The organism is Afifella sp. YEN Y35, assembly GCF_047553465.1.
GTDB classification, from domain to species: Bacteria; Pseudomonadota; Alphaproteobacteria; order Rhizobiales; family Afifellaceae; genus Afifella; species Afifella aestuarii.
In genome coordinates, this window is the sequence record NZ_CP180203.1 from 3,850,598 (window position 1) to 3,875,424 (window position 24,827).

Consider the following 24,827-nt stretch of genomic DNA (forward strand, 5'->3'; position numbering starts at 1 on the left):
CTTTCTCGCCATCAGTCGATGTGATCGCAGATGATCGTGGATGGTCGCAGACAGGCTGATGGGAGCCGCGTAAGGCAAGATGAAGCTCCGGCACCGTCTGCGGTGTCGCGCATCGTAAGCCTTTGTCTGCACATCGATGTTCCCGTGGGCGGATGGTGCTATGCACCTCCGGGGTGGTGCCATGGGGGTCGCAACTCCCCGGTTTTCCTGGGGTCGTTTGGCACCAATTTCCAGAGGCCAGTTTCGCTACCATTTTATGGGGATTGATGAGGAGCGGACCGTGTTCGACGACGACGATTTCAAACCCAAGCTCGGCAAGATCCGCTCGCGCGGCTCGAAGGGCGGCCGCAAATTCCTGCATCAGGTTTTGGCTGCATCAAACCTCGCGCGCGGCGGAGCGGGCGGCACACGCAAGTCCCGCTTCACCGGCAGCCGCATCGGGCGCGGCGCAGGCGTCGGGCGCGTGCTGGCGAACCGAGACCGTTACGCAGCCTTCCGCCAGCGCCGCGTCATCATCAAATCCCGCATCGCCAAGCTGGCCGGCAAGGGGATGGCCAAGGGAATGGAAAGCGCGCGAGCGCATCTGCGCTATATCCAGCGCGACGGCGTGACCCGCGAGGGCGAGCCGGGTGAGCTTTACGGCGCCGAGCAGGACCGGGCGGACGGAAAAGCCTTCCTGGAGCGTTCCGAGGGCGACCGCCATCAGTTCCGCTTCATCGTCTCGGCCGAGGACGGCGCGGAATACGACGACCTCAAGCCGCTCACCCGCCGCCTGATGAACCGCATGGAGGAAGATCTCGGTACCAAGCTCGATTGGGTGGCGGTCGATCATTACAACACCGGCCATCCGCACACGCATATCCTGGTGCGTGGCCGCGACGAGCGCGGCAAGGACCTCATCATCGCCCGCGATTACATCACCACCGGCATGCGCGAGCGCGCCGCGGAGATCGTCAGCCTGGATTTCGGGCCGCGCTCGGATTTCGAGATCGAGAACCGGCTGCGCCGCGAGATCGAGCAGGAGCGCCTGACCAGCATCGATCGCCGCCTCATCCGTGACATGGACGATGCTGGTCTCGTCGCCGCGACTGACCGCGACGCCTTCCAGCAGAGCCTGCGCGTGGGCCGGCTGCAGAAGCTGAAGCGGCTCGGCTTGGCCGAGGAACTTCGCCCCGGCCAGTGGCGGCTGGAAGTGGGGCTGGAGGATACGCTCCGCCGCATGGGCGAGCGCGGCGACATCATCAAGACCATGCACCGCGAAACGGCCGGGCAAAACATCGCCCGCAGCCCCGGCGATTACGTCATCCTCGACCTAGGAGACCCGACCGCGAGCCCCGTCATCGGGCGCGTGGTGGCGCGCGGGCTATCCGACGAACTCAAAGATCGCCATTATCTGATCGTCGACGGGGTAGATGGGCGGACCCATTACGTCGACATCGGCAGGGGCGAGGCGACCGAGCCGACACCGGACGGCAATATCGTCCGTGTGACGCCGAAGAACATCGAGCCTCGGCGCGTGGATCGAACCGTCGCTGAGGTCGCCGCTGCCAACGACGGGCGCTACACCATCGACCTGCACCTCAAGCACGATCCCCGCGCCACAGAGGATTACGCCGAGACCCATGTGCGGCGGCTCGAAGCCATCCGCCGCGCCACCGGTGGCGTTGCCCGTGAGCCCGACGGGACCTGGATCGTCGAGCCCGACCATCTCGACCGGGTGGTGGAATACGAGCGGAGCATGGCTCGCGCAGCGCCGGTCATCGTCGAGAAGCTTTCCCATCTCACGCTCGACCGGCAGGTGGGCACCGACGGCGCCACCTGGCTCGACCGCGAGCTCGTCTCGGATCATCCGGAGCCCACCCGCGACTCCGGTTTCGGCCGGGAGGTGCGCGAGGCCCAGGCCCGCCGCCGGCAATGGCTGATCGCCGAGGGCCTCGCTCACGAGGAACAGAATCGGATCGTCTATCGTGCCAACATGCTTGCCGTTTTGCGCCGGCGCGAGCTCACTCGCGTGGCCGGTCAGCTCTCCGAGGAGTTGGGCCTTGCCTATGTCGAAGCCCGCCCCGGCGAGCCGGTGGAGGGGACGCTCCGCCGTTCCGTCCAACTCGCCAGCGGCAAATATGCGCTCGTCGAGAACAGCCGCGAATTCACCCTCGTCCCATGGCGCCCCATCCTCGAACGCCATGTCGGCAAGCAGGTCTCCGGCATCATGCGCGACGACGGCATCTCCTGGACAATTGGAAGGCAGAGGGGTGGGCCGAACATAACGTAGTCATTCGTGGGGAAAGACCCGTCGGCAGGGGGCTTCAATTGACAATCGCGGTGTTGATCAAACGACGGCGCGACCTTCCGCTAAGCGCTGCAAAGCATGCGTTTCGCCAGAAATGTCCAGAGCAACCCCGCCAGAATCAACCGATAGATCACGAAATGAGTAAAGCTGGCGCGCTAGAGCCAAGCCATCAGCCCGGCAATCGCAGCAAGTGCACTTGCAAACGCAAGCATCCCGGCAAGCACTGCGTCGCCCTGAAGCGCGACGTCCCCGGGCCGAGCGAGGTCATAACCTCCAAGAAGGCCCGCCGCGGTGGTGGTGCGGATAGAGAGCGGTAACGAAAAGTGTGCCGTGTCAACGGCGTCGCTTGTCCACCGTTGGGGGACAGTGGACGAGCGGCTAGTGTTCCCGGACAGACGCAGGAAGCTCACGATCGGCCCAATGCGGGATCGACCGATCTTGCTTTGGACGACGCGGAGGAGGAAGTATCCCCACCGCATGCTCAGCTTTGGCCAGCTTTTCGAATTGGTCGGGGGGTATCGCCGACCGCAATCCCTCGACGGCGGTCTTCAGAGCTTGGGCCTTTTCACCTCGTTCGATCGCTTGATCGGCCGCCAGTGTCGCAATCAACGGTACCGGCTGCGTACCGCCACCTGGCGGATGATCATTTGCTGTGGGTGGCCGCGTATCATCTTCCGGTCGTGGGCTAGCCGAGCGAGGGCGGAAAACGGGAGGCTCGAGGAAGTCGATTAACGCTTTTTTCGCAGACGGACCGTGTTCGACTTGCGCGAAGACCTGCCGATCGTGAAGCGCCGCGTCAGCATCGGCAATCGATCGTACGATCGGCCGCTCCCTATCAAGTGAATGAGAGTTGAGAGCTTTCGATAGCGAAGGGGAGACCGTCGACACCAAAACTGTTGTCGACAAGAGCGCTAGGGTTTTGAGATTGTTCCTCATGCAAACTTCCTTCCATACCGCAGGCTACGGTCATGAAATTAGGAGGCTCGTGTATCTGGGGTTCATCCCTACGGTGCCGAAAAGTTTCCAAAGGAAGAAATTTTGTAAACGAACGTTGCTCGGAAGACCATTACGAGGAACGCGTCAAATCCGGGATGGTCGGCTGCAGCGCATTGAGGCAATCATCCAGTGGCAGCATCGTGTGGCGTCGGAAGGCGACAATCACCGCTTCCTCTTCCACCGACAGGACCGTCGAACGTGGTTCTGCCGGTCCCGTCCGGCGGTCGCTGACCGTATCACGGTTCTTCCACTTGGCGGCCATCTTCTGGTTAATCCCGTAGCGCTTGGCCAGCGTTTTCAGGCTCGCTTGACTATTCTGTATTGCTCGACGAACCGCCTCTGTCGTCGTGGCGCTGCCGTGAAGAAACTGTCCCATAGTGCATCCTTCCATTCCTGGGAAAACAATGCACCATCAAAGCCCGGGATCAAACACCAAGATCTGCCGCAAGAAGTTTTCAGGCGAGCCAAAATTCGATTGAAACTTCTGGCTGGTTTCGCGCTTGAAAGATACCGCAATCTCGTCAGGAGCAAACTTTGGTGGTAAAATGCCAAGCGCGTTCTACCAATAAAATCCATATCGACGGAATTTGGGCGGCAAGAACGAGGGTAGCCGTGGTTTATAAGACATGCCCGCAATTGTCGGATACTGCGGTGTTGCCAAGGCGGTGAGTTCACGCAGCCTGGCGATCCGACTTTCTGTGCTTGGATGCGTTCGCAAGAGAGACGGCTCGGGAATGCGCCGGCCGGGAAGAAAAATTTCTTCCCAGAACCTTCCGACACGACGTTCGAGTTTGCTCAGCGCTCTCATGAGACCCTCCGGGTCGCCAGTCAGCTCTGCCGCCGCGCGATCTGCGTCATACTCGCGGGTGCGCGACAGGCCGAGCTGCACGAGCGCCATCAAGGTGGGCGCGAAGATGAGAAGCGCCACGATATGCCACGGAACATAGACCGCGCCCGCGAAAATAAGAGGTAGGTTGAGGAGCAGCAGGAATTGTCCAAGCCAACTCGCGATGGAAACCAACCGTGACATCATATCTGCCAATCCCATGATCCACAGGTCGCGGTTCGCGATGTGGCCAACTTCGTGAGCCAGGACGCCGACGAGTTCGCGACCGTCGAGGAGTTGAAGCAGTCCATCGGTGACGCAGATTGTACTGTCTTCCGGACTGCCCATCGCGAAGGCGTTCGGCAACGGGCTCGATACGCGATAGAGCTTCGGCGCGCGCGGCAAATCGGCACGTCGCGCAAGTTCCGCTATTCCTGCGACAAGGCCGGGCGCATCACGTCCCGTTATGCGCTCCGCCTGATATGCGGACAGCAAGAAGTCTTGCGGCAGATTGGGGGCAAAAATCAGACCCGCAACCATTCCGAAGGCAAGCAGCAGCCCGACCTCCGCGCCGACGACCGCTGTCATGGACACCCAGGCGATCATCGCCATAAGGCCAAGCAAGAGCGCGGATTGGACGAGATTGATAAATCGATGCCTCGTCGAGACAGCAGGCATTTCCGGCTCCTATCGCGGTTCGCCAAGTGTGATCCTGAGGCTCTTGTGTTGATCGCCGCGCCGGAGGTGCAATTCAACCTGATCCCCGGGGCGATGCGCTTCGAGCGCCGCGATCAGGTCAGCCGCTTCATCAACTCTAGTCGCTCCAAGGCCGATTATCCGGTCGCCGGCTACAATGAACCCATCGCCGCTAATGCGGGCGGGGACCAGTCCCGCGCGGGCAGCGGGGCCGTCAGGATCGACTCCGAGGACCATGACGCCGGAGGTGCCCTTCTGCGCGAGCATTGAATCGACCCTAGGATCGAATAAAACGCCGAGACGTGGCGGTGCATAGCTGCCGCGAGCGATGAGCTGTGGCACCACCCGATTGACCGTATCGACGGGCACCGCAAAGCCGATTCCCGCGCTGCCGCCGGATGGACTGAAAATCGCCGTGTTGACGCCGATCAGACGCCCCGCGCTGTCAATCAGAGGGCCACCGGAATTTCCGGGGTTAATTGCTGCGTCCGTCTGGATCAGGCCACGTATCGGGAGACTGCCTTCTCCCGGCAATTCGCGGCCGAGAGCCGAGACAATTCCGGTCGTCATCGTCCAGTCCAAGCCAAACGGATTGCCGATGGCGAACACGCTCTGACCGACACGCAACTCGTTGCTGGTGCCGATGGGGATTGGCGGTGGCCGGTCAGAACCTACGCCGATATGCAGGACTGCCAGATCGTGCTCGGGGGCACGCCCCACCAGGCGCGCGGAGAAGGCACGGCCATCAGCCAGCCTGACGACTGCCCGGCTCGCGCCGGCGATAACATGATTGTTCGTCACCACATGACCGAGTTCGTCCCAGACGAATCCTGAACCGTTCCCGCGCGGAACGTCATAGGCATTCCGGGTCCAGGGATCGACTACACGCTCGGCCGTCGTGATGAAGACGACACTGTCTCGAGCGGCGTTGAATACCGTGATGGTGCTTTGTTCAAACGCCGCCAGGTCGCCGCGCGGAGCCACGGCGCGCGGTTCGGCAAACCGACCGAGCACAACGCCCTGAATGATAGGAAAGCTCTGCCACACAATTATGATAAGGAGCGCGGCAGAGGTTGCTGAAACAAGTCGAATGAAAAAGGTTCGGTTCATTGACCGCCATCTGCATTTTCAGTAGGGGGCTGTTCGCGTCGGTCCTGATCGCGCACGAGCCAATGGACAACCCCGAGCGCAAGCGCCGCGCCCGCGAGTGCGGCAATCTTGGATGATTCCGTCTCGCCGAGGTCCAGGATGATGAATTTGCGCGCGATGGCGAGGAGCGCGATCAGCACGATCGTGCGGACCTGGAGGATCCCGAAGCTGCGTTCGGTCGCAACAAGAAGGGAGCGCTTGAACTCGAGCGCGATCACCACGGTGAAGATCATGCCGAACACCACCTGAAAGGTGGCGTAATCGAGAGTGTCGAATGCCCCCAGAACCAGGCGGTTCACGACTTCGCGCATCAGCGCCCAGACCGACGCCACGACGATCGCCGCAATGATGACGCTGAGGACGAAGATGACAACTTGCTCGAACTTCTCGTAGAGCGTCATCGCCGACCATTGTTCACGGGTCAGCCCGGATCGTTGCAAGTCTTTCATGATTGCCTCTCGAAGACCGCCCCGGAGAGACAAGCTCCCCGGGGCTTCTCCAGACGGTGCGATATCGCACGGAGCGGAGGGGACGCCGCAAACCGGCGACACCCAATGTGGCAAATCAGCCGTTCTTGACCTCGATGCGCTTGACCTTCGCCTGCGCCTCGGGAGTTTGGGGCAGCTTGATCGTCAGAACCCCGTTCTTGAAGGATGCCTGCGCCTTTTCGCCATCCACACCGGGAGGGAGCGGAATTGTCCGGTAGATCGCGCCGTAGCTGCGCTCGGACAGGTAATACCCCTTTTTCTCCTCCTGGCGCTCGATCTTCTTCTCCCCCTTCACAGTCAACATGTCATCGTTGACCGTCACCTCGATGTCCTTCATCTCCATGCCCGGCAGCTCGATCGATACTTCGATCGCCTTGTCGGTCTCGACCACGTCGGATTTCGCTTCGCCGCTGCCAAAGGGCCATTCGAAATGACCGACACGGTTCCAGAAGTTCTCGAACACATGGTTCATTTCGCGCTGGAGTGTCGCGATCGGGTTGTCTTCGCTGCTCTTGGCATCTGGCGCGCCGTCCTTGCGCGCCCAGGGAATGAGGTCTTTGATCTGCATGATATGGTCTCCTTCGGTTTTCAGGCGCCCTTGACGGCGATCTTTTTCGGCTGCGCTTCAGGGGCTCGGGGGAGCGTCAAGGTGAGGACACCTCCACGCATCTCGGCTTCGATCCTGTTGGGGTCGAAGTCCTCGGAAAGCGTGAAGGCACGCTCGAAATCGCCCTCGCCATATTCGGCATAGGCAAGTTCGAGGTTTTCCGGCCGCACCGGGTCAACTTTGCCGCGGATCGTCAACACACGATTTTCGAGCGTGATCTCGACCGCATCGGCGGCGACCCCAGGCATTTCAAGCATCATGGAGACACCCTGATCGGTCTCGACGATATCGGTCAACGGGCGGTAGATGCGTCCGCCGCCGGTGGTCTCGGGCGAGTCGGTCGGCGTCTTTTCGGCGGCTTGCGTGATGTCGGTGCTCATCGTTCCAGCTCCTCTCAGGCTGCCTTGATCTCGATTTTCTTCGGCTTTTCTTCCTCGGGCCGGGAGATGACGATCCGCAATACGCCGTTCGTCATCCTCGCCTCGACCTTGTCATCCGAGGCCGCGAACGGCAGGCGGATAGTGCGGGAAAACCTGCCGAAACCGCGTTCGTTGCGGTGCCAGCGCGCACCGTCGGGAACCTCGGGCGCCTTGCGTTCGCCCGAAAGCGTCAGGACGTTGTCCTTAACCGAAATCTCAATGTCGCCCGGTTCGATGCCGGGAAGTTCAGCGGCGATGGCAACGGCCTCAGGGCCTTGCCAGACATTCACCGCCGGGAACGCCGCGCGGGACGGCGGCCAGAAACCGCGGTCGAGATCGCGCATCATGGAGCGCATCAGCGCAAAGGGATCGCTGCGGCGCAGATATGTCGGGTAGAGCATTGCTGGCCTCCTGTTGCTGATCGATGCCCCCGAACCGTCGGCATGGAGGGACCGGGCAACGGTGCCGGCCGGATGTGGGTTCGGAGACCGCCCATCAAGATAGGCGGTTCCATTTATTATGCAAGCATATATGATGCGTGCATTGCACTTTGGATGGAGTGCGGTCTATCCTGTGTCTCATGCAACCGGAGGAAGGATACCCATGATCTCTTCGGACATCGCGCTGATCGGGACGACGATCCACCGGGTCGCGCAGCTCATCCAGCAGCGGATCGACCAAGACATCCGCGACAGCGGCCTGACCCGCCTGTCCTGGATGGCGGCGGCGCATGTCGAGGATGCGCCCGGGCTGACCATCGGCGATCTGGCCGACCGACTTGAGGTCGGCCCGGCCACTGCGGGCCAGCTCGTCGATCGCATGGTCCGGGGCGGCTGGGTCGAGCGGTCGCCCTCGCTCGACGACAGGCGGTCGCAGATCGTCACCGCAACGTCGAAGGCCCGGGCGATGCTGGAGGAACTCGCGCCGCGGCAATCGGCGCTCGAACATGAAATCCTGCAGGATCTGTCGGCAGACGAAAGGCGCATCCTGCTGGCGCTGCTCGAGCGGATCAGGGCGCGGCTCGGGCGTCAGTGAAAGGGACAAGCGGCATGGAAAGGAAGACCGAATATAACATCTGGTACTGGGTGGTGGCTTTCATAGCCGTGCTTTTCATCCAGAACCTGATCGCCGGCTGGCAATCCGTCGCGCCGATCAGCTACAGCCAGTTCGAGAGCTATCTCGAGGATGGCAGGGTCGCGTCCGTCGCTGTCGGCGCGGACACGATCACCGGCACCTTCACCGACCCCGTCGACGGCAAGAGCCAGTTCGTCACCACGGTCGTGGATCCCGCGATCCTGCAGCGGATCGACCGCTCCGGCGTCGAGATCACGGGCGTTCCTCAGAACACCTTTCTCGGCACGCTGATTTCCTGGGTGGCGCCAGCGCTTGTCTTCTTCGGAATCTGGATGCTGCTGTTCCGTAAGTTCGCCGACAAACAGGGTTTCGGCGGGTTCATGCAGGTCGGCCGCAGCAAGGCCAAGGTTTACATGGAAAAAGAAACCGGCGTCGGCTTCGCCGACGTGGCCGGTGTGGACGAGGCCAAGGCCGAGCTCGAGGAGGTCGTAGAGTTCCTCAGGAACCCCGCCGAATACGGAAAGCTGGGCGCACATATCCCCAAAGGCATATTGCTTGTCGGGCCGCCGGGCACCGGCAAGACGCTTCTAGCGCGCGCAGTGGCAGGCGAGGCCGGCGTGACCTTCTTTTCGATCTCGGGCTCCGAGTTCGTCGAGATGTTCGTGGGCGTCGGTGCCGCGCGGGTGCGCGACCTCTTCGAGCAGGCTCGGAAATCCGCGCCGGCGATCATCTTCATCGACGAACTCGACGCTCTCGGGCGGGCGCGCTCCTCCGGCCAGATCGCTGGCGGCCACGATGAGCGTGAGCAGACGCTGAACCAGCTTCTGACCGAGCTCGACGGCTTCGACCCTTCGGTGGGCATCGTGCTCCTGGCCGCCACCAACCGACCAGAGATCCTCGACCCCGCGCTGCTGCGTGCGGGACGCTTCGACCGGCAGGTGCTGGTGGATCGGCCGGATAAGAAGGGACGTGTGCAGATTCTCGGCGTTCACATGAAAAAGGTGAAGCTCGCCCCGGACGTCGATGCCGAGAAGGTCGCAGCGCTTACTCCCGGCTTTTCCGGGGCGGACCTCGCCAATCTCGTCAACGAGGCAGCATTGCTCGCCACGCGCCGTAAGGCTGATGCGGTGACGATGGACGACTTCAACAATGCCGTCGAGCGCATCATCGCCGGGTTGGAAAAGAAGAACCGCGTGCTCAATCCGCGCGAACGCGAGATCGTGGCGCACCACGAGATGGGGCACGCGCTGGTCGCGATGGCTCTGCCGGGGGTGGATCCGGTGCACAAGGTCTCGATCATACCGCGCGGCATCGGCGCGCTCGGCTACACCATCCAGCGGCCGACCGAGGACCGCTTCCTGATGACCCGCGAGGAGCTGGAGAACAAGATCGCCGTGCTGCTGGGCGGGCGCGCGGCCGAGAAGATCGTCTACGACCACCTCTCGACCGGGGCGGCGGACGATCTGGTCAAGGCCACCGATATCGCCCGCGCCATGGTCGCGCGGTACGGGATGGACGAAGACCTCGGGCATGTCAGCTACGACACCGATCGGCCCGGCTTTCTCGGCACCGGTGACCAGTCGTCGTGGCTGAACCGCCGCTACGGCGAGGCCACTGCCGAGCGGATGGACGCGAAGGTGCGCGATATCGTGGATGGCGTGTTCAAGCGCACCCTCTCGCTTCTCGAAGCCAACCGGGCGCTGCTCGAGCAATCTGCGCAGGATCTCCTGCACCGGGAGACACTGGACGAGCCCGATCTGGTGGCAATTGGGGCCAAGGTGAAAAGAACGGAAGCGGTCGCTGCGTGACACCGTCACTGACGCAGATGATCGGCGGACAACCCTGACTGGATAAAGAAACGGAGAGGAAAAATGGCAAACGGAGCTTGCGATATTTGCGGTCGCCCGGCGACGGCGCGCGTGCGCGCCTCGGTGAACGGCAAAGTTCAGAACATGGAGCTGTGCGATCAGCACTACCGCGAAATGGTGCGCCGGTCGGGCCGCAGCGCATCGCCGCTGGAGTCCCTGTTCGGACGACATTCCCTTTTTGACGAATTCTTCGGCGATAGCGGGTTCGGCAGCCTGTTCAGCGACAGCCCGCTGCGGGGTGGCGCACTGGGCGCCACGGGCGCGGGTGAGGACGACGTCGTGGATGCCACCTTCGGGGAGGAAGCGCCGCGCCGCGGATCGCGGCGCGGCGGCGGACGCACCATCGCCGATCGGCTGAGCGAACAGGGCAACAAACTGTTGCAGGATGCCGCACAGAAGGCTGGAGAATTCGGGCGCAGCGAGGTCGATACCGAACATCTGCTTCTGGCACTGACCTCGTCCGACGTCGTCAAAACGATCCTGGAACAGTTCAAGGTCGATGTGGACGACCTGCGGCGCCAGGTCGAGAAGGAAGCGAAGCGTGGAGAGGCCAGGACGGAGGACGAAATCGGCGTCAGTCCTCGCCTGAAGGACGCGCTGAACCGGGCCTTCATCGCCTCGAACGAACTCGGCCATTCCTATGTCGGTCCCGAGCACCTGCTAATCGGCCTTGCCGAGGAAGGTGAAGGCCTGGCCGCGTCGATCCTGCGCAAATACGGCCTCACGCCGCAGGCGCTGCGCCAGCAGGTGACCAAGGTCGTGGGCAAGGGTGCCGAGGAGGGCCGCGTGGAGGCGCCTTCCAGTACGCCCGATCTCGACCAGTTCAGCCGTGACCTGACGAAGCTCGCCCGCGAGGGCAAGCTCGATCCCGTCATCGGCCGCGCCCGCGAGATCGAGACGACGATCGAAGTGCTGGCCCGGCGGAAAAAGAACAACCCGGTGCTGATCGGCGAGCCCGGCGTGGGCAAGACCGCCATCGTCGAGGGACTTGCACAACGGATCGTCGCGGGCGAAGTGCCTGAGGCGCTGCGCGACAAGCGGCTGGTCGAACTCAACATCAACTCGATGGTGGCCGGGTCGAAGTATCGCGGCGAGTTCGAGGAGCGGGTGCAGAAGATCCTCAAGGAGATCACCGAGGAGAAGGACAGTCTGATCCTGTTCATCGACGAGATCCATACCATCGTCGGCGCCGGTCAGGGCGGTGGCGAAGGCGGTCTCGACATCGCCAACACCTTCAAGCCGGCGCTGGCGCGGGGCGAGCTGAACCTTATCGGTGCGACGACGCTCAACGAGTACCAGAAATACATCGAGAAGGACGCAGCACTCGAACGCCGATTCCAGCCGGTCTATGTCGAGGAACCCACGGTCGCTCAGGTCATCATGATCCTGCGGGGTCTGCGCGACACGCTGGAGGCGCACCACAAGGTGACGATCACCGACGAGGCCATCGTCGCGGCGGCCGAGCTTTCGGACCGCTACATCACTGGCCGCTTCATGCCTGACAAAGCGATCGACCTGATCGATCAGGCCGCCGCACGTGTGAAGATCAGCGCCACAGCGCGCCCCGTGGACGTCCAGGAGCTAGAGGCCGAGGTCGCGCAGATCAAGCGCGAGCAGGACTATGCCGCAGCCCGCAAGCAATTCGACCGGGCAGCGGAATTGAAGAGGGAACTCGAACAGAAGCAGAAGGAGCTGGACGAGCTTCTGGAGATTTGGAAGCGCGACCAGGCTTCGGCGACCGCCGAGGTGCGCGCCGATCATGTCGCGCAGATCGTCTCGAAGATCACCGGCGTTCCGGTCACCGAGCTGACCACCGAGGAGAAGGACAAGCTCCTCAAGCTCGAGGAGAAGCTACACGAGCGCGTCATCGGCCAGGAAGAAGCGATCCGCGCCGTGGCCGATGCGGTGCGCCTGGCGCGTGCGGGTCTGCGCGAAGGCTCCGGTCCGACTGCGACCTTCCTGTTCCTCGGGCCGACCGGGGTTGGCAAGACGGAACTGGCCAAGACGCTCGCCGAGGTGATCTTCGGCGACCAGGATGCGATGATCCGCATCGACATGTCGGAGTATGGCGAGCGCCACTCGGTTGCCCGGCTGGTTGGCGCGCCTCCGGGCTACGTCGGATACGACGAAGGCGGGCAACTGACGGAGAAGGTGCGGCGTCGGCCCTACTCGGTCGTGCTCCTCGACGAAATCGAGAAGGCGCATCCGGATGTATACAACATCCTACTTCAGGTGTTCGACGATGGCCGCCTGACAGATGGCAAGGGCCGCGTGGTGGACTTCACCAACACCATCATCATCGCCACCTCGAACCTCGGTTCGGACATCATCCAGCGCAACCTCAAGAAGCGCGGCACCAAGGAGTTCGACGAGGCCAAGCAGAAATCCGAACTGATGGAGGTGTTGCGCGGTCATTTCCGGCCAGAGTTCATCAACCGGATCGACGAGATCATCGTCTTCCACTCGCTGAACCAGACCGAGATCCGCCAGATCGTCGAGTTGCAGCTGAACCGGGTGAAGCGGACTGCACTGGGGCAGGGGGTCGAACTCGAATTCGACGTGAGCGTCGTGGATCACTTCGGCGCGGTCGGCTTCCGTCCCGAATTCGGCGCCCGCGAGCTGCGCCGGCTGATCCGGTCGGAGTTGGAGACCGAGTTGGCCCGCGAAATGCTCTCCGGGCGGATCGAGGATGGTGACAAGGTCCGCGTCGCTTGGTCAGCGGACGAACAGAAGGTCGTGTTCGAAAAGATCGCAAAGGACACCGGTGACAATAGCCCGGACGATCAGGCCGAGGCCGGGATCGACGAGTCCAGCGAAGCTGCCGAAAACAAGGCGGACGCTCCGACACCCGATGTCCCGGTCGACACCAAGGATAGGGAGCAGTCCAAGGACGATAAGTCTACCGGGTGACGTCGTGGAGGACTGGCCGGCGCGATGACGGTCGCGCCGGCTCATCTCGTCAAAAAGCGACAAGCAAGGTCACACGGCATGGAAGTCATCAGAGCATTTCGTAATCTTGACCGGCACGGCCAACAGCGCGCGCCTGAGGTCATCGAGGAAGAGGTGCGGCAACTTGAACCGCATCTTGTACGCTTCCGCGAGAATCTCGTCCGGCTCGAAGTCGTCGCCTCCCAGACGAGGGGCAAGACGCGCATCAAAGTCAGCTTGCGCTTGCAACTGCCATCGGGCGTGATCGCGGCGCAGGAAGAGGGGTTCGAGATCGAGCCGGTCCTGCGCAAGGCCTTTGCCGACTTGCGCCGCCAAGTCGATCGGCATGTGGCGCGCCTCAAGCACGAGCCGGAGTACAAGCGTCCCGCCCGCCGGCGCCGGATCGGCGCCCCCCTGCCGCCCGCGCGGGATGCGGCGGAGGCGGAGCGGCGCCAACTCTTCTTCGACCTGATCGAGGATCATCTCGATACGGTCTACGACACCGTCAGGCGTGAGTTGACCTATCTCGAATGCAGCGGATCGGTACCACAGGGCTATCTTGCCGTTCGCGATATCGTCGATGCGACGATCCTCAATGGGCTCGATCGCTTCGAGCGGCGGCCGACCGAATTCTCCGTCCGGGACTGGCTGACGCAACTGGCCTTCGAGACCATCGAGGCCGAGGCGCAGGCCGCGCGCCGCGCGGTGCCCGAGGATGCCGCCCCGATCGACGTGGCGCCCGAGGTGCTGGCCGGGGAGCCTACTGAGTCGGATGAGGAGATGTTCGAGTTCTACCAGCCCGACGACGTGCTGCTGCTCGAGGAGCTCATCGCCGACGACGACGGCACGGATCCTGAGACCGAAGCGAATCGGCATGAGATCGGCATGGCGCTGCACCGGGCAATCGCCGATCTTTCGCCGGCCGAACGCCGCGTTCTCTATCGGCTCCACCTAGACGACGCCACGGTTGCGGAGACGGCGGACCTCTTGGGCCTTTCCGAGGCAGAGGTCAAAGAAATCGCAGAGAAGGCGGGCGAGACACTGCGCGCGAAGCTAGTCGAAGCCGGGCTGATCTCCGAGGCGACGGAGCTCGCGCGCGTCGAACGGGAAATCGCCCATGCAACGCGCCTGCCCCAGCCGATCGACGACCGCCGCCGCCTGGCCGCCGCGCTGGCCGGCGAGGGTGCCAGCTCCGGCACCTGACTCGATACCTGACAAGGAGATAGACCGATGACGACAACCTCTGAAACATCTTCGATCACGATGCAGACCGTGATGTGCACCCTGTCCCGGAACTGGTGGGCCTTCGTGCTGCGCGGCGTGCTCGCGCTGGTTATCGCAGTGCTCGCCTTTATCATGCCGGCGGAGTCGCTGCTTGCCCTGACCCTGGTGTTTGGCGCCTTCTCTTTCGCCGACGGGTTGTTCGGGATGGTCGCGGCGATACGCAATATCCGCAAGGGCGAACGCTGGGGCTGGCTGCTGTTCAGCGGCATTCTGGGCTGCGCCACTGGTGTCGTGGTCGTGGTCTCGCCCTTCGTCGCGACGCTCGTTCTTGCGATCTTCCTGTGGGTCAGCATTGCCTTCTGGTCCGTATTCTCAGGCGTCATGGAGGTCGTATCGGCCATCCGCCTGCGCAAGGAAATCAAGGGCGAAATCTGGCTCATCCTGAGCGGCCTAATCTCGGTCGCCCTGGGTGTCGTCGTGACCTGGATGCTGCTGACGCGCCCGCTCGAAACCTTCCTTGCCCTTGGCTGGCTTCTCGGTTTCTACGCCACTTTCTTCGGAACAATGATGATCCTGCTCGGCTTGCGGCTACGCCGCGAAAATCAGACGGACCGCGCCAAGGCTCGTGACGCCGACCAGCCCGCTGGCACATGACGCACTCGAGGAAGACCCGGCGGCCCGTTGATGACGAGGACGATTTCACCCGGTGGGACGAGACGATCTTCGATCGTTGTCTCAAGGCTGGCTTCAACCCGTTCGGCAGCGGTCCGACACCGGTCTTCCTGCGGCAGGCGAGCCAAAAACATAGCTTCCAGACGCCCGATATTCGGCTGAAGAACGGTTTCGACGAGGACGATCGCCAATGAACTACAGACTGCGCGACGTTGCCTATCTGGTTGTCGCCGCCGCCTTGGGAATCGGCGTCTATTTCATGTTCCGCGCCATGTATTTCGTGGAAGAGCCTCTGCCGTTCGCCCAAGAGATGACGCTGGTCTTTCTGGGCGCCGTCGTCACGATCGCGCTGACGGCGGCTCTCCTCAATCGTCAGACAGAGCTCGAGCTTCAAAAAGAAGGAAGAGTGATAATCCTTCAGCAGCAGTTCGGCGTATACATGTCCTGCATAGAAAAGGTGGCGGAAATTGTCGAAAACGTAGGTCATGATGCCGCACTGATCGATGACCTGAAGATTCTCAATCACAAGCTGGCCATAGTGGCCAGCAAAGAGGTTGTGACTCGTTTTGAGGTCGTTCTCGAAGCATTGTTGTCCGGTTTCGCGGACGGCGCGCTGTCAGAGAGTGACGGCAAGAAGGTGATGCAATCCGTCGCCGATCTAACGATGGCGATGCGGTCTGATGTCCTTCACAACATGCCTCCAACGTCAATGGATACAGCGTGCGCCATTCGCCGAAATTCGAGCCGAATGGAACAACTTGACGATCTCAATTTTGAAGCGGAGGTCGCTACGATTAAGAAGGAGGAAGATCATGATGCGCGGCCATAACCGCCCGCCCTTTCCGCCGAAGATACCCGGGACCAACATGAGGTCGTGGGACGTTCCGACCGCGATCATTTACCGGCCGGCACGTTCCGCGATGACATCGGCGCCGCGGCCTAACTACTGGATACTGGAATTCGAGCCGTCGCGCCCGCCCCACATCGAGCCGCTGATGGGATATACCTCCAGCGACGATCCCTATCGTCCGATCCGGCTGAAGTTTCCCGACCGCGAAAGCGCTGTGGCATTCGCGGAGCGGCAGGACTGGCGCTACCTCGTGCGCGAGGACACGACTCACCGACGTGCGCCGCACCACTGGCGGGGAGAGGAATGGCATCGGCTCTACAAGGGAGCCGATGCGCCGGAAGCCTATCGTATACCGTCCCGCGTGGATCACGGTCGCACGGATCACCGCCTCCGGCGCGCGGTCGAGGAGAAAGGCACGGTGGACCTGTCGTCGCAAGAACAGGCCGAATTCGATCCGGTGCTCGAAGCCTCGCTCGAATCCTTCCCGGCCTCCGATCCCCCGGCCTGGACGGGCGTGACGATAGCCGGGAAAGAACAATGAACGGAATGTCTAGCGCGAGCGAGGATCTGCCGCTTGTTTCCCTATCTTGACAGCGTCGCGCGCCGCTACCCGCCCGTCATCGTATGGGCGGTCATCGGCATGAGCGTCCTCGCGTTCCTCTATCAGACCAGCCTGCCGCCGCACGCGCTGGATCGGTTCCTTTTCGAGTTCGCGCTGGTGCCCTCGCGCTTCTTCGGGCAACTGAGCCTCGTCGCCCCGTCCGACTGGACTCCTTTCCTGACCAACATCTTCCTGCACGGGGGCTGACTGCACCTCATATTGAACATGTGGACGCTCTGGATCTTCGGCCCCGCCGTCGAAGATCGGCTCGGACCGGGTCGATTCACGCTGTTCTATCTGTTCTGTGGTGTGGCAGCCGGACTGGCTCACGCGCTGGCGAACCCCGACTCAGTCGTTCCCGCGCTTGGCGCATCGGGGGCGATCGCGGGCGTGATCGGTTGCTACGCGCGCATGTTTCCGGCGGCTCGGCTGGTGGTGATCGTGCCGATTCTGTTCATTCCCCTCTTCTTCGAAGTGCGCGCGGTCATTTTCGCGATGATCTGGTTTTTCATGCAGGTCATTCCCGGCTTTCTGTCGCTCGGCAGCGATCAGGCCACGGGCGGGATCGCCTGGTGGGCGCATATCGGCGGGTTTCTCGCCGGTTGGCTCGTAACGCCACTCCTGCGAAGGCGCGCCGATGCCTATCGCCACTATTATCGCGACGAGGGCATCTATGGCTTTCTGCCGGATGGCCGACGAGAAGGAGGACAAGGTCCATGGACATAATGCAGCTGTTCTGGCTGTTCTTCATCATATCCGCTCTGCAGCCTGTACTGCAGCGCAGGTATCTTGAGGCGATGCGCACACGCAAGATCGCCAACATCGAGAAGAAGCGCGGCAGTCGCGTCATTCTGCTGATCCATCGGCAGGAGACCATGAACCTGCTGGGTTTCCCCCTGATGCGCTACATTGACGTCAATGACTCGGAGGAAGTCCTGCGCGCGATCCAGATGACCGACGACGAAGTGCCGCTCGACATCGTGCTGCACACACCTGGCGGCCTTGTGCTGGCGGCAACACAGATTGCCCGCGCCATTCAGGGACACAAGGGCAAGGTCACAGTGTTCGTGCCACATTACGCGATGTCCGGTGGCACGCTGATCGCACTCGCTGCCGACGAGATCGTGATGTGTGAACACTCCGTGCTGGGACCCGTCGATCCGCAACTTGGCCAGTTGCCTGCTGCCTCGCTCATCAAGGTCGTCGAGGAGAAGCCCATCGCCGAGATCGACGACCAGACCCTGATCATGGCCGATGTTGGTCGCAAGGCCATTGCGCAGATCGAGGCATTCGCGAAACGTCTGCTGTCCGACAAGATGGACGAGAACCGCGCGGCGTCCGTGGCGGCGAAGCTGGCGACGGGCACCTGGACCCACGACTATCCCATCTCTGCCGATGAGGCCCGCGACATGGGCCTGCCCGTTGGAACGGACATGCCCAAGGAAATACTGGAACTGATGACGCTTTATCCGCAGCCGGTTCGGCGCCAGGGCGGTGGCGTGGAATACCTGCCCGAGCCGCGGCAGCGAGAGGCGCGCCGCGCCATATCCACGCGCTGAACGCTTGCATCAGCCGGGCCGCCAAGACCGGCTCGTCAACGAAAGGATACAGGATGCCCACGGTCGCTTGCCCGCAGTGCAATTCCACCAACAGAGTGCCGCAAGAGCGCCTGACCGATAATCCCAATTGCGGACGCTGCGGCGCGCCTCTCTTTCAAGGCAGGCCCGTCACGCTTACAGCGGCTAATTTTGACCGTCATGCGAATGCCGAACTGCCATTGCTGGTCGATTTCTGGGCCGAGTGGTGCGGGCCATGCAAGATGATGGCGCCCCAATTCGAGGCGGCGGCGCAGTCGCTCGAACCAAATTTCCGCCTTGGTAAGCTCGATACGGAAGCCGAACAGAAGACCGCCGGCCGCCACGGGATCCGCGGCATTCCCACCATGATCCTGTTCAGTAGCGGGAAGGAAATTGCGAGAACGAGCGGTGCAATGCCTACCGCGCAGATAGCGCAGTGGGCGCGCTCGCACGTCTAGAGTTTACAGGTATTGGCCTTACCTGCGCCATGCCATCAGGAGAAGAACATGCATGGCGTGACCGGATTTGTCGAAAGTGCGGCCTTGTTGGTCTTTGCCGCGTTCGTGCTCGTGACGATATGTTCACGGATCGGCGTGCCCAGCATTGTCGGTTACATTCTTTCCGGCATAGTCATCGGACCTGCCGGCCTCGGCCTGATTGCCGAGAACGCTGCCCTGAGCAGCATTGGCGAGATCGGAGTTGTACTCCTGCTGTTCGCTCTTGGCCTGGAATTCTCGTTCGAGAAGCTCGTAACGCTCAGGAAGCATGTCTTCGGTCTTGGAGCCGTGCAGGTCGCAGTCACAACGATAACGGTGTCGTTGGTAGCGAGTCTGATCTTCGATCTCGCGCCCGTCCCCGCAATCCTCATCGGCGGGGCCGTTGCCATGTCATCCACAGCCATGTGCCTCAAGGTGCTCGCAAGCGCGAACGCTCTGGGATCGGCCCAAGGACGTCTGGCCATTGCAGTGCTTCTGTTTCAAGACTTGGCAGCTGTCGCATTCCTGCTTCTGCACGATTCGATGAGTGGAGCCGCCGAAGGGTATGGCGTGATAACGGTCGTCGCCAGTGCAATGGCATTGGTTGCAGCTCTGTTCATTGCCCGTGGCCCGTTGCAGGTGCTTGCCCGTTGGGTAGCGTCGCGTGGCGATCCGGAACTTGCCCAGCTCCTCGCGCTCACCATTGCACTAGGGTCTGCGATTGTCGCGGCCTCCGCCGGTCTTTCTCCGGCACTCGCTGCATTCGCGGCCGGCATGATTATTGGCGAGGGTGATGCGCGCCATGCTGTCGAGAACGAGATTAGGCCCTTCCGCGATTTGTTTGTCGGGATTTTCTTTGTCGGCATCGGAACGCAATTGCCACTTTGGATCATTCCATCTGCATGGCCTGTCGTGCTGATCTGGCTCGCGATCATATTCGCGGGCAAGACGCTGATTGTTTTGGTCGTCGCCCGACTTTTCGGCGAGTCGCTTCAGACCTCATGGCGCACTGGGATCATCCTGGCCCACGGAGGAGAATTCAGCCTGATGCTGCTGTCGGTTTCCTCGACCTCAAGCATTGTTGCAGAGGAATTCGCTGGTCCTTTACTCCTCGCGATTGGCATGAGCATGCTGGCCGGGAGTGTCATGGTCAGATGGGCGGGCTAAAGGTTTAGCGGGACCAAAACAACTAGACCCGGCTGAATGAGCGAACCGGTTGAATCTTGATGCAACGTTCTTACCTAAGCATTTTTCGATCACTCACCAGTCATAATCGGCAGCAGCGAGGTAGTGGAGACGTAGACGAGAAAGATGGCGTCGATGCCGTGAGCAATAGTGTCCCAAAGCTCATTGACGAGCCGCGGCGCATGCTTCTTTATGGGAATGCTTTTAGCGTGGAGAAGGCTATTTCTACTGGATTTAAGTCGGAGTTGTAGTCCTGGAAAAGGTGCATTTGGAGGCCGGCCCGTTCGATGGCCCGGCGCACGGCGGCCCGCTTATGGCTGGACAGGTTGAGGGGGCGTCCACCCCATCAATCTGTCCAGCCATAAGGGTCCGCGGACTCGCCAGATGATCGAAACAGCGGGAGCGCCGTTGCTGTTTCTTCCGCCCTACAGCCCGGACTTCTCGAAGCTCAAGGCAATGCTCAGGAAGGCAGCCGAGCGCACCATCGACGGCCTGTGGGACAGGATCGGCAGCCTGATCCCAACCTTCACAGTGCACGAATGTGCCAATTACATCGCCGCCGCCGGATACGATGCAGCATGAACGAATTCTGCTCTAAAAGCGGAACCTATCGAACGCCGGTCGTAGCAGGTTAGTCCGCTCCTCTAGCGGGCTGCGAAAGTGTGAGAAGGTCGAACGGAGAGTAAGGCGCCACGGTCAATAAGACGGGATCGGGAAAACCAGATCATGGATGCGCACCTCGAGCGCGCCAGATTGTATTGGCCCAATCCGCGAAATCCCCATACGGGCCCGCAGCGTGTGATAGCCGCAACAGAGGCCGGACACATGTCAGCACCCGACTACGCTCCGAACTCTTCGAAAAGATTCTTCTTGCATCAACGGGGGCGTCCAGACAGGTCCATGACGATAGTTTCGCCGGGCCTGAGCGTCGGTCCCAGGACCTGTTCGACTTGGTCGGAAACGCACGACCGCGCATGGCGCCGTCGAGCAGCAAGGGTGCTGTCCTGCTGTCGGTTCGAAGAAAGGCCGATGCCGGCATTGCCGTTGGCGCGGAGGGTACCAACATAGCCACTTAATTGTCCGATGTCGTTCTTGTAGGGGCCTATGTCTTAGAACCGTCTTTCGGCATTTCCACATGGCCTGCACGCTGCTGCTCTTTCGGGTCGTAGTGGCGGGGTCTTCCTCCGTCGATCCTATTGTGGGAGTTGTGCACATGGCCTCGGCGGCATACTTCGTTTGGCAGGCGACTCATTATGCCAAGTGGTTGTCCTGATCGGAGAACGTCGATCGCATTCCATCGTATATAAAGACCATAAGCGCTTCTGTCGCATCGCTCGATTATCGTTCCGTTTGTCTCAAGCAGCGGAACGACGCCCATGACCCCCACCAAGCTCCTGATCGGCCAGATCGCCGTCGTCTTCGCCATCGTCATCCTCGGCGTATGTGCGGCGACGCAGTGGTGCGCCGACATGTTGGGCTATCAGGCGCAGCTTGGCAGCCCCTGGTTCGTCCTGTTCGGCTGGCCGGTCTATCAGCCGTGGAAGCTGTTCGAGTGGTGGTATTTCTACGAGGCCTATGCGCCGGAGGTATTCGACAAGGCCGGGATGCTGGCCGCCGCCAGCGGCTTCATAGGGTGCGCCGCCGCGATCGCCGGTTCCCTCTGGCGGGCGCGGCAGAGCAGGCTTGTAACGACCTATGGCTCCTCGCGCTGGGCCTTGCCGCGCGAGATCCGCAAGGCCGGCCTGTTCCGTCCGGCAGGCGTGTTCCTCGGTAGGTTCGCCGACCAGTATCTGCGCCATGATGGACCGGAGCATGTTATGGCCTTCGCGCCGACGCGCTCGGGCAAGGGCGTCGGCCTCGTCGTCCCGACCCTTCTCACCTGGACCGGCTCGGCCGTCATCCACGACATCAAGGGCGAAAACTGGCAGTTGACCGCTGGCTGGCGCGCGAAATTTTCGCATTGCCTGCTATTCAACCCGACCGACCTGCGGTCGGCCCGCTACAATCCGTTGCTGGAGGTGCGCAAGGGGCCGGACGAGGTGCGCGACGTCCAGAACATCGCCGATATACTGGTCGACCCCGAGGGTGCGCTCGAGCGCCGGAACCATTGGGAAAAGACCAGTCACGCCTTGCTGGTCGGCGCCATCCTGCACGTGCTTTATGCCGAGGAGGAGAAGACGCTGGCGCGAGTCGCCACCTTCCTGTCCGATCCGCGCCGGTCCTTCGCGGCGACGCTGCGGCGGATGATGGCGACCAACCATCTCGGCACGCCGGAGAACCCGAGAGTCCATCCGGTCGTGGCTTCGGCCGCGCGTGAGGTGCTGAACAAGTCGGAGAACGAGCGCTCGGGTGTGCTCTCCACCGCCATGTCCTTCCTCGGACTCTATCGCGACCCGACCGTCGCGGCGACGACCTCGGCCTGCGACTGGCGCATCGCCGATCTCATGGATGCCGAACATCCGGTCTCGCTCTATCTCGTCATCCCGCCATCCGACATCTCGCGCACCAAGCCGTTGGTGCGACTGGTGTTGAACCAGATCGGGCGGCGGTTGACCGAGCGGCTGGAAGGAGACCCGAAGAAGACCCGCAGGCATCAGCTCATAATGATGCTCGACGAGTTTCCGGCGCTGGGGCGGCTTGATTTCTTCGAAACGGCGCTGGCCTTCATGGCCGGGTATGGCATCCGTGCCTACCTCATTGCGCAGTCGCTCAATCAGATATCCAAGGCGTATGGCGAGAACAACGCCATCCTCGACAATTGCCATGTGCGCATCGCCTTTTCCTCCAACGACGAGCGGACGGCGAAACGCATCTCCGACGCTCTTGGCACGGCGACGGAACTCAGGGCGCAGCGCAACTATGCCGGCCACCGCCTAGCGCCGTGGCTGAGCCACGTTATGGTCAGCCGGCAGGAGACCGCGCGGCCGCTGCTGACGCCCGGCGAGGTGATGCAATTGCCGTCCGCGGATGAACTGGTGCTGGTCTCCGGCCTGCCGCCGATCCGGGCGAAGAAGCTGCGCTATTACGAAGATCGCAACTTCACGCAGCGTGTTCTGCCGGCCCCACAGCTTTCCGAAGGCGGCTACGAGGACAAACCGGCACCGCGCCCCGACGACTGGAGCGGCCAGGTGCGCGGTACCGACGACCGCCTAATGCCATCCGACGAGGACGGCACCAGGCGGGGTTCCCTTGGCGAGGAAGGCGGGCTTCAGCAGCAGCGCCATCCGGGCATGGCGGAGGAACAGATCGCGAAGCCCGTCGAGCCGGGGCAGCCGGATCTTCCGGGGCTCGATGCGGACGAGTCGGATGTCGTCGCCGACAAGCGCGCCCTGGATCGGCTGTCGAAGCCGGCGCGCGTCTATGGCGTCAACGAAGCGATGGGGCCGGAGAAAGATATCCTCGAAGGGTTCTGATCCAGCGCAAGCATCCGCATGTGATCGCATTCCGTCGTACATAAAGGCCGTAAGAGATTCCGGCGCATCCGGCGATCCTTGTCCTGACTTTCTCAAAGACCGTTAGGGCAAGACTGCATGAAGCCGCGCCACAACATCTACATCGACGAGGAGACGAGCGCCGAGCTCGAAGCGCTGGCGGCCAAGCCCGGCGCCTCCAAGTCGGCCATCATCACCGACGCGATCCGCCATTACATCCGTCACCGCGGCGCCCATGCGCTCGATGAGGCGTTGAGGATCCGCCTCGACCGGCTGACACGCGAGAACAACCTCATCCGGCGCGACATCGATGTCCTGACCGAGAGCCTCGCCTTCTTCGTGCGGCTCTATCTCACCTTCAACGCGCACACGCCGATCCCGGACAAGGCGGCGCAGGCGGTCGCGCAGGAGCGTTACCAGAAATTCGTCGAGCAGGTGGGCCGTCAGATCGCCGGCGGCAAGCGCTCGCTCGGTCCCGGGGGCGGGGAGAACAAGCCATGAGCCCGACTGCCGAGGAGCGCCGCCGCGCCATGCTGAAGACGGCGATGGGGCCGGCAATTGCCGAGGCCCTTTCCGACCCCGCCGTCATCGAGGTGATGGTCAACCCCGACGGCAGGCTCTGGATCGACCGGCTTGGTGATGGGCGGAGCGATGCGGGTCTCCGCGTCCACCCCTCCGAAACCGAACGGATCATTCGCCTGGTCGCCTCCCATGTCCGCGCCGAGGTGCATGCGGACAATCCAATTGTCAGCGCCGAGCTGCCATCGGGAGAGCGCTTCGAGGGCGTGCTGCCCCCGATCGCATTGGCGCCGTGCTTCGCCATCCGCAAGCCCGCCGCGAAGATCTTCACCCTAGCCGACTACGTCCGTGCCCAGATCATGGTCCCGATCCAGGCCGAAGCCCTCAGGCAGGCGGTGCGGGAGCGGATAAACATCCTGGTCGCCGGCGGCACCTCCTCGGGCAAGACCACACTCGCCAATGCACTGCTGGCCGAGATCGCCAATTGCGACGAACGGGTCATCCTCATCGAGGATACGCGCGAGCTGCAATGCGCGGCGGCCGATTGCGTGGCGCTGCGCACGCGGCGGGGTGTCGTATCTCTGGCCGATCTCGTTCGCTCGACCCTGCGCCTGCGCCCCGACCGGATCATCGTCGGCGAGGTGCGGGGCGCCGAGGCGCTCGACATGCTCAAGGCCTGGAACACCGGCCATCCGGGTGGCATCGCCACCGTGCATGCCAATTCCGCCCATGCCGCTCTCTACCGCATCGAGCAATTGGTGCAGGAGAGCGTCACCGTCATCCCGCGCCGCCTGATCGCCGAGGCGATCGATCTCGTGGTGTTCATCGCCGGGCGCGGCTCATCCCGACACATCGAGACCATCGCCGAAGTCACCGGCCTCGACGCCAACGGCGATTACGCGGTGACCACGCTTTCCAGGCCCCAACTGCAATCGCTCTCGTGAAAGGACA

Annotated in this window: 24 protein-coding genes and 2 pseudogenes; 18 read left to right on the forward strand and 8 right to left on the reverse strand. The window is 62.3% G+C overall.

The window, feature by feature from the left end:
• The first annotated feature begins 280 nt into the window (after positions 1 to 280).
• Positions 281 to 2,272 (forward strand): relaxase/mobilization nuclease RlxS, encoded by a 1,992-nt coding sequence (gene rlxS, locus ACK8CP_RS18255; RefSeq protein ID WP_217895508.1) that lies wholly within the window; start codon positions 281 to 283, stop codon positions 2,270 to 2,272.
• A 396-nt stretch (positions 2,273 to 2,668) separates the two neighbouring features.
• On the opposite strand, the gene ACK8CP_RS18260 is transcribed toward rlxS, so the two are convergent.
• The 8 genes and pseudogenes from ACK8CP_RS18260 to ACK8CP_RS18295 all read right to left on the reverse strand — a co-directional run bounded on the left by ACK8CP_RS18260 (position 2,669) and on the right by ACK8CP_RS18295 (position 7,818).
• Positions 2,669 to 3,226 (reverse strand): hypothetical protein, encoded by a 558-nt coding sequence (locus ACK8CP_RS18260; protein ID WP_140056107.1) that lies wholly within the window; start codon positions 3,224 to 3,226, stop codon positions 2,669 to 2,671.
• 133 nt (positions 3,227 to 3,359) lie between these two features.
• Positions 3,360 to 3,662, reverse strand: a pseudogene (locus ACK8CP_RS18265) (IS481 family transposase); the annotation flags it as partial.
• A 183-nt stretch (positions 3,663 to 3,845) separates the two neighbouring features.
• On the reverse strand, positions 3,846 to 4,790 hold the full coding sequence (locus tag ACK8CP_RS18270; RefSeq protein WP_086466659.1) for a zinc metalloprotease HtpX: 945 nt from the start codon (positions 4,788 to 4,790) through the stop codon (positions 3,846 to 3,848).
• Positions 4,791 to 4,799: 9 nt separating this feature from the next.
• Positions 4,800 to 5,918: a S1C family serine protease gene (locus ACK8CP_RS18275; protein ID WP_086466660.1), complete on the reverse strand. Its 1,119-nt coding sequence runs from the start codon at positions 5,916 to 5,918 to the stop codon at positions 4,800 to 4,802.
• On the reverse strand, positions 5,915 to 6,406 hold the full coding sequence (locus ACK8CP_RS18280; RefSeq protein WP_086466661.1) for a phosphate-starvation-inducible PsiE family protein: 492 nt from the start codon (positions 6,404 to 6,406) through the stop codon (positions 5,915 to 5,917). The genes ACK8CP_RS18275 and ACK8CP_RS18280 overlap by 4 nt, the downstream gene beginning before the upstream one ends.
• Before the next feature lie 115 nt (positions 6,407 to 6,521).
• The gene (locus ACK8CP_RS18285; RefSeq protein WP_086466662.1) at positions 6,522 to 7,013 is read right to left on the reverse strand and encodes an Hsp20/alpha crystallin family protein; all 492 of its coding nucleotides are present in this window, start codon (positions 7,011 to 7,013) and stop codon (positions 6,522 to 6,524) included.
• A gap of 20 nt (positions 7,014 to 7,033) precedes the next feature.
• The gene (locus ACK8CP_RS18290) at positions 7,034 to 7,432 is read right to left on the reverse strand and encodes an Hsp20/alpha crystallin family protein (RefSeq protein ID WP_028713488.1); all 399 of its coding nucleotides are present in this window, start codon (positions 7,430 to 7,432) and stop codon (positions 7,034 to 7,036) included.
• Between the two features lie 14 nt (positions 7,433 to 7,446).
• Entirely contained in the window at positions 7,447 to 7,818 is a 372-nt protein-coding gene (locus tag ACK8CP_RS18295) for an Hsp20/alpha crystallin family protein (protein ID WP_414832761.1), read from the reverse strand.
• 256 nt (positions 7,819 to 8,074) lie between these two features.
• On the opposite strand from ACK8CP_RS18295, the gene ACK8CP_RS18300 reads away from it, so the two are divergent.
• From ACK8CP_RS18300 to trbB, 17 genes and pseudogenes are all read left to right on the forward strand, one after another.
• Positions 8,075 to 8,506: a MarR family winged helix-turn-helix transcriptional regulator gene (locus ACK8CP_RS18300; RefSeq protein ID WP_013651409.1), complete on the forward strand. Its 432-nt coding sequence runs from the start codon at positions 8,075 to 8,077 to the stop codon at positions 8,504 to 8,506.
• 14 nt (positions 8,507 to 8,520) lie between these two features.
• Complete coding sequence (gene ftsH, locus ACK8CP_RS18305; RefSeq protein WP_414832762.1) at positions 8,521 to 10,353, forward strand: ATP-dependent zinc metalloprotease FtsH; 1,833 nt, start codon at positions 8,521 to 8,523, stop codon at positions 10,351 to 10,353.
• A 63-nt stretch (positions 10,354 to 10,416) separates the two neighbouring features.
• Positions 10,417 to 13,323 carry an ATP-dependent Clp protease ATP-binding subunit gene (locus ACK8CP_RS18310; protein WP_414832763.1) on the forward strand — a complete coding sequence of 969 codons (2,907 nt, stop codon included), beginning with the start codon at positions 10,417 to 10,419 and terminating at the stop codon, positions 13,321 to 13,323.
• 78 nt (positions 13,324 to 13,401) lie between these two features.
• Entirely contained in the window at positions 13,402 to 14,544 is a 1,143-nt protein-coding gene (locus tag ACK8CP_RS18315) for a sigma-70 family RNA polymerase sigma factor (RefSeq protein ID WP_086466667.1), read from the forward strand.
• Positions 14,545 to 14,571: 27 nt separating this feature from the next.
• Entirely contained in the window at positions 14,572 to 15,219 is a 648-nt protein-coding gene (locus ACK8CP_RS18320; RefSeq protein WP_140056108.1) for an HdeD family acid-resistance protein, read from the forward strand.
• Positions 15,216 to 15,431, forward strand: coding sequence for a hypothetical protein (locus ACK8CP_RS18325; RefSeq protein ID WP_185926908.1), 216 nt, complete (start codon positions 15,216 to 15,218; stop codon positions 15,429 to 15,431). The genes ACK8CP_RS18320 and ACK8CP_RS18325 overlap by 4 nt, the downstream gene beginning before the upstream one ends.
• Complete coding sequence (locus tag ACK8CP_RS18330) at positions 15,428 to 16,066, forward strand: hypothetical protein (protein ID WP_086466670.1); 639 nt, start codon at positions 15,428 to 15,430, stop codon at positions 16,064 to 16,066. Before ACK8CP_RS18325 ends, ACK8CP_RS18330 begins: the two co-directional genes overlap by 4 nt.
• Positions 16,050 to 16,628: an NADH dehydrogenase ubiquinone Fe-S protein 4 gene (locus ACK8CP_RS18335; RefSeq protein ID WP_086466671.1), complete on the forward strand. Its 579-nt coding sequence runs from the start codon at positions 16,050 to 16,052 to the stop codon at positions 16,626 to 16,628. Before ACK8CP_RS18330 ends, ACK8CP_RS18335 begins: the two co-directional genes overlap by 17 nt.
• 33 nt (positions 16,629 to 16,661) lie before the next feature.
• Complete coding sequence (locus ACK8CP_RS18340) at positions 16,662 to 16,895, forward strand: hypothetical protein (RefSeq protein ID WP_414832764.1); 234 nt, start codon at positions 16,662 to 16,664, stop codon at positions 16,893 to 16,895.
• A gap of 18 nt (positions 16,896 to 16,913) precedes the next feature.
• Positions 16,914 to 17,414 (forward strand): rhomboid family intramembrane serine protease, encoded by a 501-nt coding sequence (locus ACK8CP_RS18345; protein ID WP_414832765.1) that lies wholly within the window; start codon positions 16,914 to 16,916, stop codon positions 17,412 to 17,414.
• Positions 17,405 to 18,247: an SDH family Clp fold serine proteinase gene (locus ACK8CP_RS18350; protein WP_414832766.1), complete on the forward strand. Its 843-nt coding sequence runs from the start codon at positions 17,405 to 17,407 to the stop codon at positions 18,245 to 18,247. The genes ACK8CP_RS18345 and ACK8CP_RS18350 overlap by 10 nt, the downstream gene beginning before the upstream one ends.
• Before the next feature lie 53 nt (positions 18,248 to 18,300).
• Positions 18,301 to 18,723 (forward strand): thioredoxin TrxC, encoded by a 423-nt coding sequence (trxC, locus tag ACK8CP_RS18355; protein ID WP_414832767.1) that lies wholly within the window; start codon positions 18,301 to 18,303, stop codon positions 18,721 to 18,723.
• A 48-nt stretch (positions 18,724 to 18,771) separates the two neighbouring features.
• Entirely contained in the window at positions 18,772 to 19,908 is a 1,137-nt protein-coding gene (locus ACK8CP_RS18360) for a cation:proton antiporter (RefSeq protein ID WP_414832768.1), read from the forward strand.
• A gap of 366 nt (positions 19,909 to 20,274) precedes the next feature.
• A pseudogene (locus ACK8CP_RS18365) lies at positions 20,275 to 20,508 on the forward strand (transposase); the annotation flags it as partial.
• 794 nt (positions 20,509 to 21,302) lie between these two features.
• Complete coding sequence (locus tag ACK8CP_RS18370) at positions 21,303 to 23,339, forward strand: conjugal transfer protein TraG (protein ID WP_414832769.1); 2,037 nt, start codon at positions 21,303 to 21,305, stop codon at positions 23,337 to 23,339.
• 117 nt (positions 23,340 to 23,456) lie between these two features.
• Positions 23,457 to 23,858, forward strand: a complete 402-nt coding sequence (locus tag ACK8CP_RS18375; RefSeq protein ID WP_414832770.1) for a CopG family transcriptional regulator — start codon at positions 23,457 to 23,459, stop codon at positions 23,856 to 23,858.
• The gene (gene trbB, locus ACK8CP_RS18380; RefSeq protein WP_414832771.1) at positions 23,855 to 24,820 is read left to right on the forward strand and encodes a P-type conjugative transfer ATPase TrbB; all 966 of its coding nucleotides are present in this window, start codon (positions 23,855 to 23,857) and stop codon (positions 24,818 to 24,820) included. The genes ACK8CP_RS18375 and trbB overlap by 4 nt, the downstream gene beginning before the upstream one ends.
• Positions 24,821 to 24,827 lie beyond the last annotated feature (7 nt).

Excerpts from the sequence above, each read along its gene's own strand:
- ACK8CP_RS18260 (WP_140056107.1), bottom strand. The coding sequence starts at position 3,226 with ATGAGGAACAATCTCAAAACCCTAGCGCTCTTGTCGACAACAGTTTTG.
- ACK8CP_RS18270 (WP_086466659.1), bottom strand. The coding sequence starts at position 4,790 with ATGCCTGCTGTCTCGACGAGGCATCGATTTATCAATCTCGTCCAATCC.
- ACK8CP_RS18275 (WP_086466660.1), bottom strand. The coding sequence starts at position 5,918 with ATGAACCGAACCTTTTTCATTCGACTTGTTTCAGCAACCTCTGCCGCG.
- ACK8CP_RS18280 (WP_086466661.1), bottom strand. The coding sequence starts at position 6,406 with ATGAAAGACTTGCAACGATCCGGGCTGACCCGTGAACAATGGTCGGCG.
- ACK8CP_RS18285 (WP_086466662.1), bottom strand. The coding sequence starts at position 7,013 with ATGCAGATCAAAGACCTCATTCCCTGGGCGCGCAAGGACGGCGCGCCA.
- ACK8CP_RS18290 (WP_028713488.1), bottom strand. The coding sequence starts at position 7,432 with ATGAGCACCGACATCACGCAAGCCGCCGAAAAGACGCCGACCGACTCG.
- ACK8CP_RS18295 (WP_414832761.1), bottom strand. The coding sequence starts at position 7,818 with ATGATGCGCGATCTCGACCGCGGTTTCTGGCCGCCGTCCCGCGCGGCG.
- ACK8CP_RS18300 (WP_013651409.1), top strand. The coding sequence starts at position 8,075 with ATGATCTCTTCGGACATCGCGCTGATCGGGACGACGATCCACCGGGTC.
- ftsH (WP_414832762.1), top strand. The coding sequence starts at position 8,521 with ATGGAAAGGAAGACCGAATATAACATCTGGTACTGGGTGGTGGCTTTC.
- ACK8CP_RS18310 (WP_414832763.1), top strand. The coding sequence starts at position 10,417 with ATGGCAAACGGAGCTTGCGATATTTGCGGTCGCCCGGCGACGGCGCGC.
- ACK8CP_RS18315 (WP_086466667.1), top strand. The coding sequence starts at position 13,402 with ATGGAAGTCATCAGAGCATTTCGTAATCTTGACCGGCACGGCCAACAG.
- ACK8CP_RS18320 (WP_140056108.1), top strand. The coding sequence starts at position 14,572 with ATGACGACAACCTCTGAAACATCTTCGATCACGATGCAGACCGTGATG.
- ACK8CP_RS18325 (WP_185926908.1), top strand. The coding sequence starts at position 15,216 with ATGACGCACTCGAGGAAGACCCGGCGGCCCGTTGATGACGAGGACGAT.
- ACK8CP_RS18330 (WP_086466670.1), top strand. The coding sequence starts at position 15,428 with ATGAACTACAGACTGCGCGACGTTGCCTATCTGGTTGTCGCCGCCGCC.
- ACK8CP_RS18335 (WP_086466671.1), top strand. The coding sequence starts at position 16,050 with ATGATGCGCGGCCATAACCGCCCGCCCTTTCCGCCGAAGATACCCGGG.
- ACK8CP_RS18345 (WP_414832765.1), top strand. The coding sequence starts at position 16,914 with ATGTGGACGCTCTGGATCTTCGGCCCCGCCGTCGAAGATCGGCTCGGA.
- ACK8CP_RS18350 (WP_414832766.1), top strand. The coding sequence starts at position 17,405 with ATGGACATAATGCAGCTGTTCTGGCTGTTCTTCATCATATCCGCTCTG.
- trxC (WP_414832767.1), top strand. The coding sequence starts at position 18,301 with ATGCCCACGGTCGCTTGCCCGCAGTGCAATTCCACCAACAGAGTGCCG.
- ACK8CP_RS18360 (WP_414832768.1), top strand. The coding sequence starts at position 18,772 with ATGCATGGCGTGACCGGATTTGTCGAAAGTGCGGCCTTGTTGGTCTTT.
- ACK8CP_RS18370 (WP_414832769.1), top strand. The coding sequence starts at position 21,303 with ATGACCCCCACCAAGCTCCTGATCGGCCAGATCGCCGTCGTCTTCGCC.
- ACK8CP_RS18375 (WP_414832770.1), top strand. The coding sequence starts at position 23,457 with ATGAAGCCGCGCCACAACATCTACATCGACGAGGAGACGAGCGCCGAG.
- trbB (WP_414832771.1), top strand. The coding sequence starts at position 23,855 with ATGAGCCCGACTGCCGAGGAGCGCCGCCGCGCCATGCTGAAGACGGCG.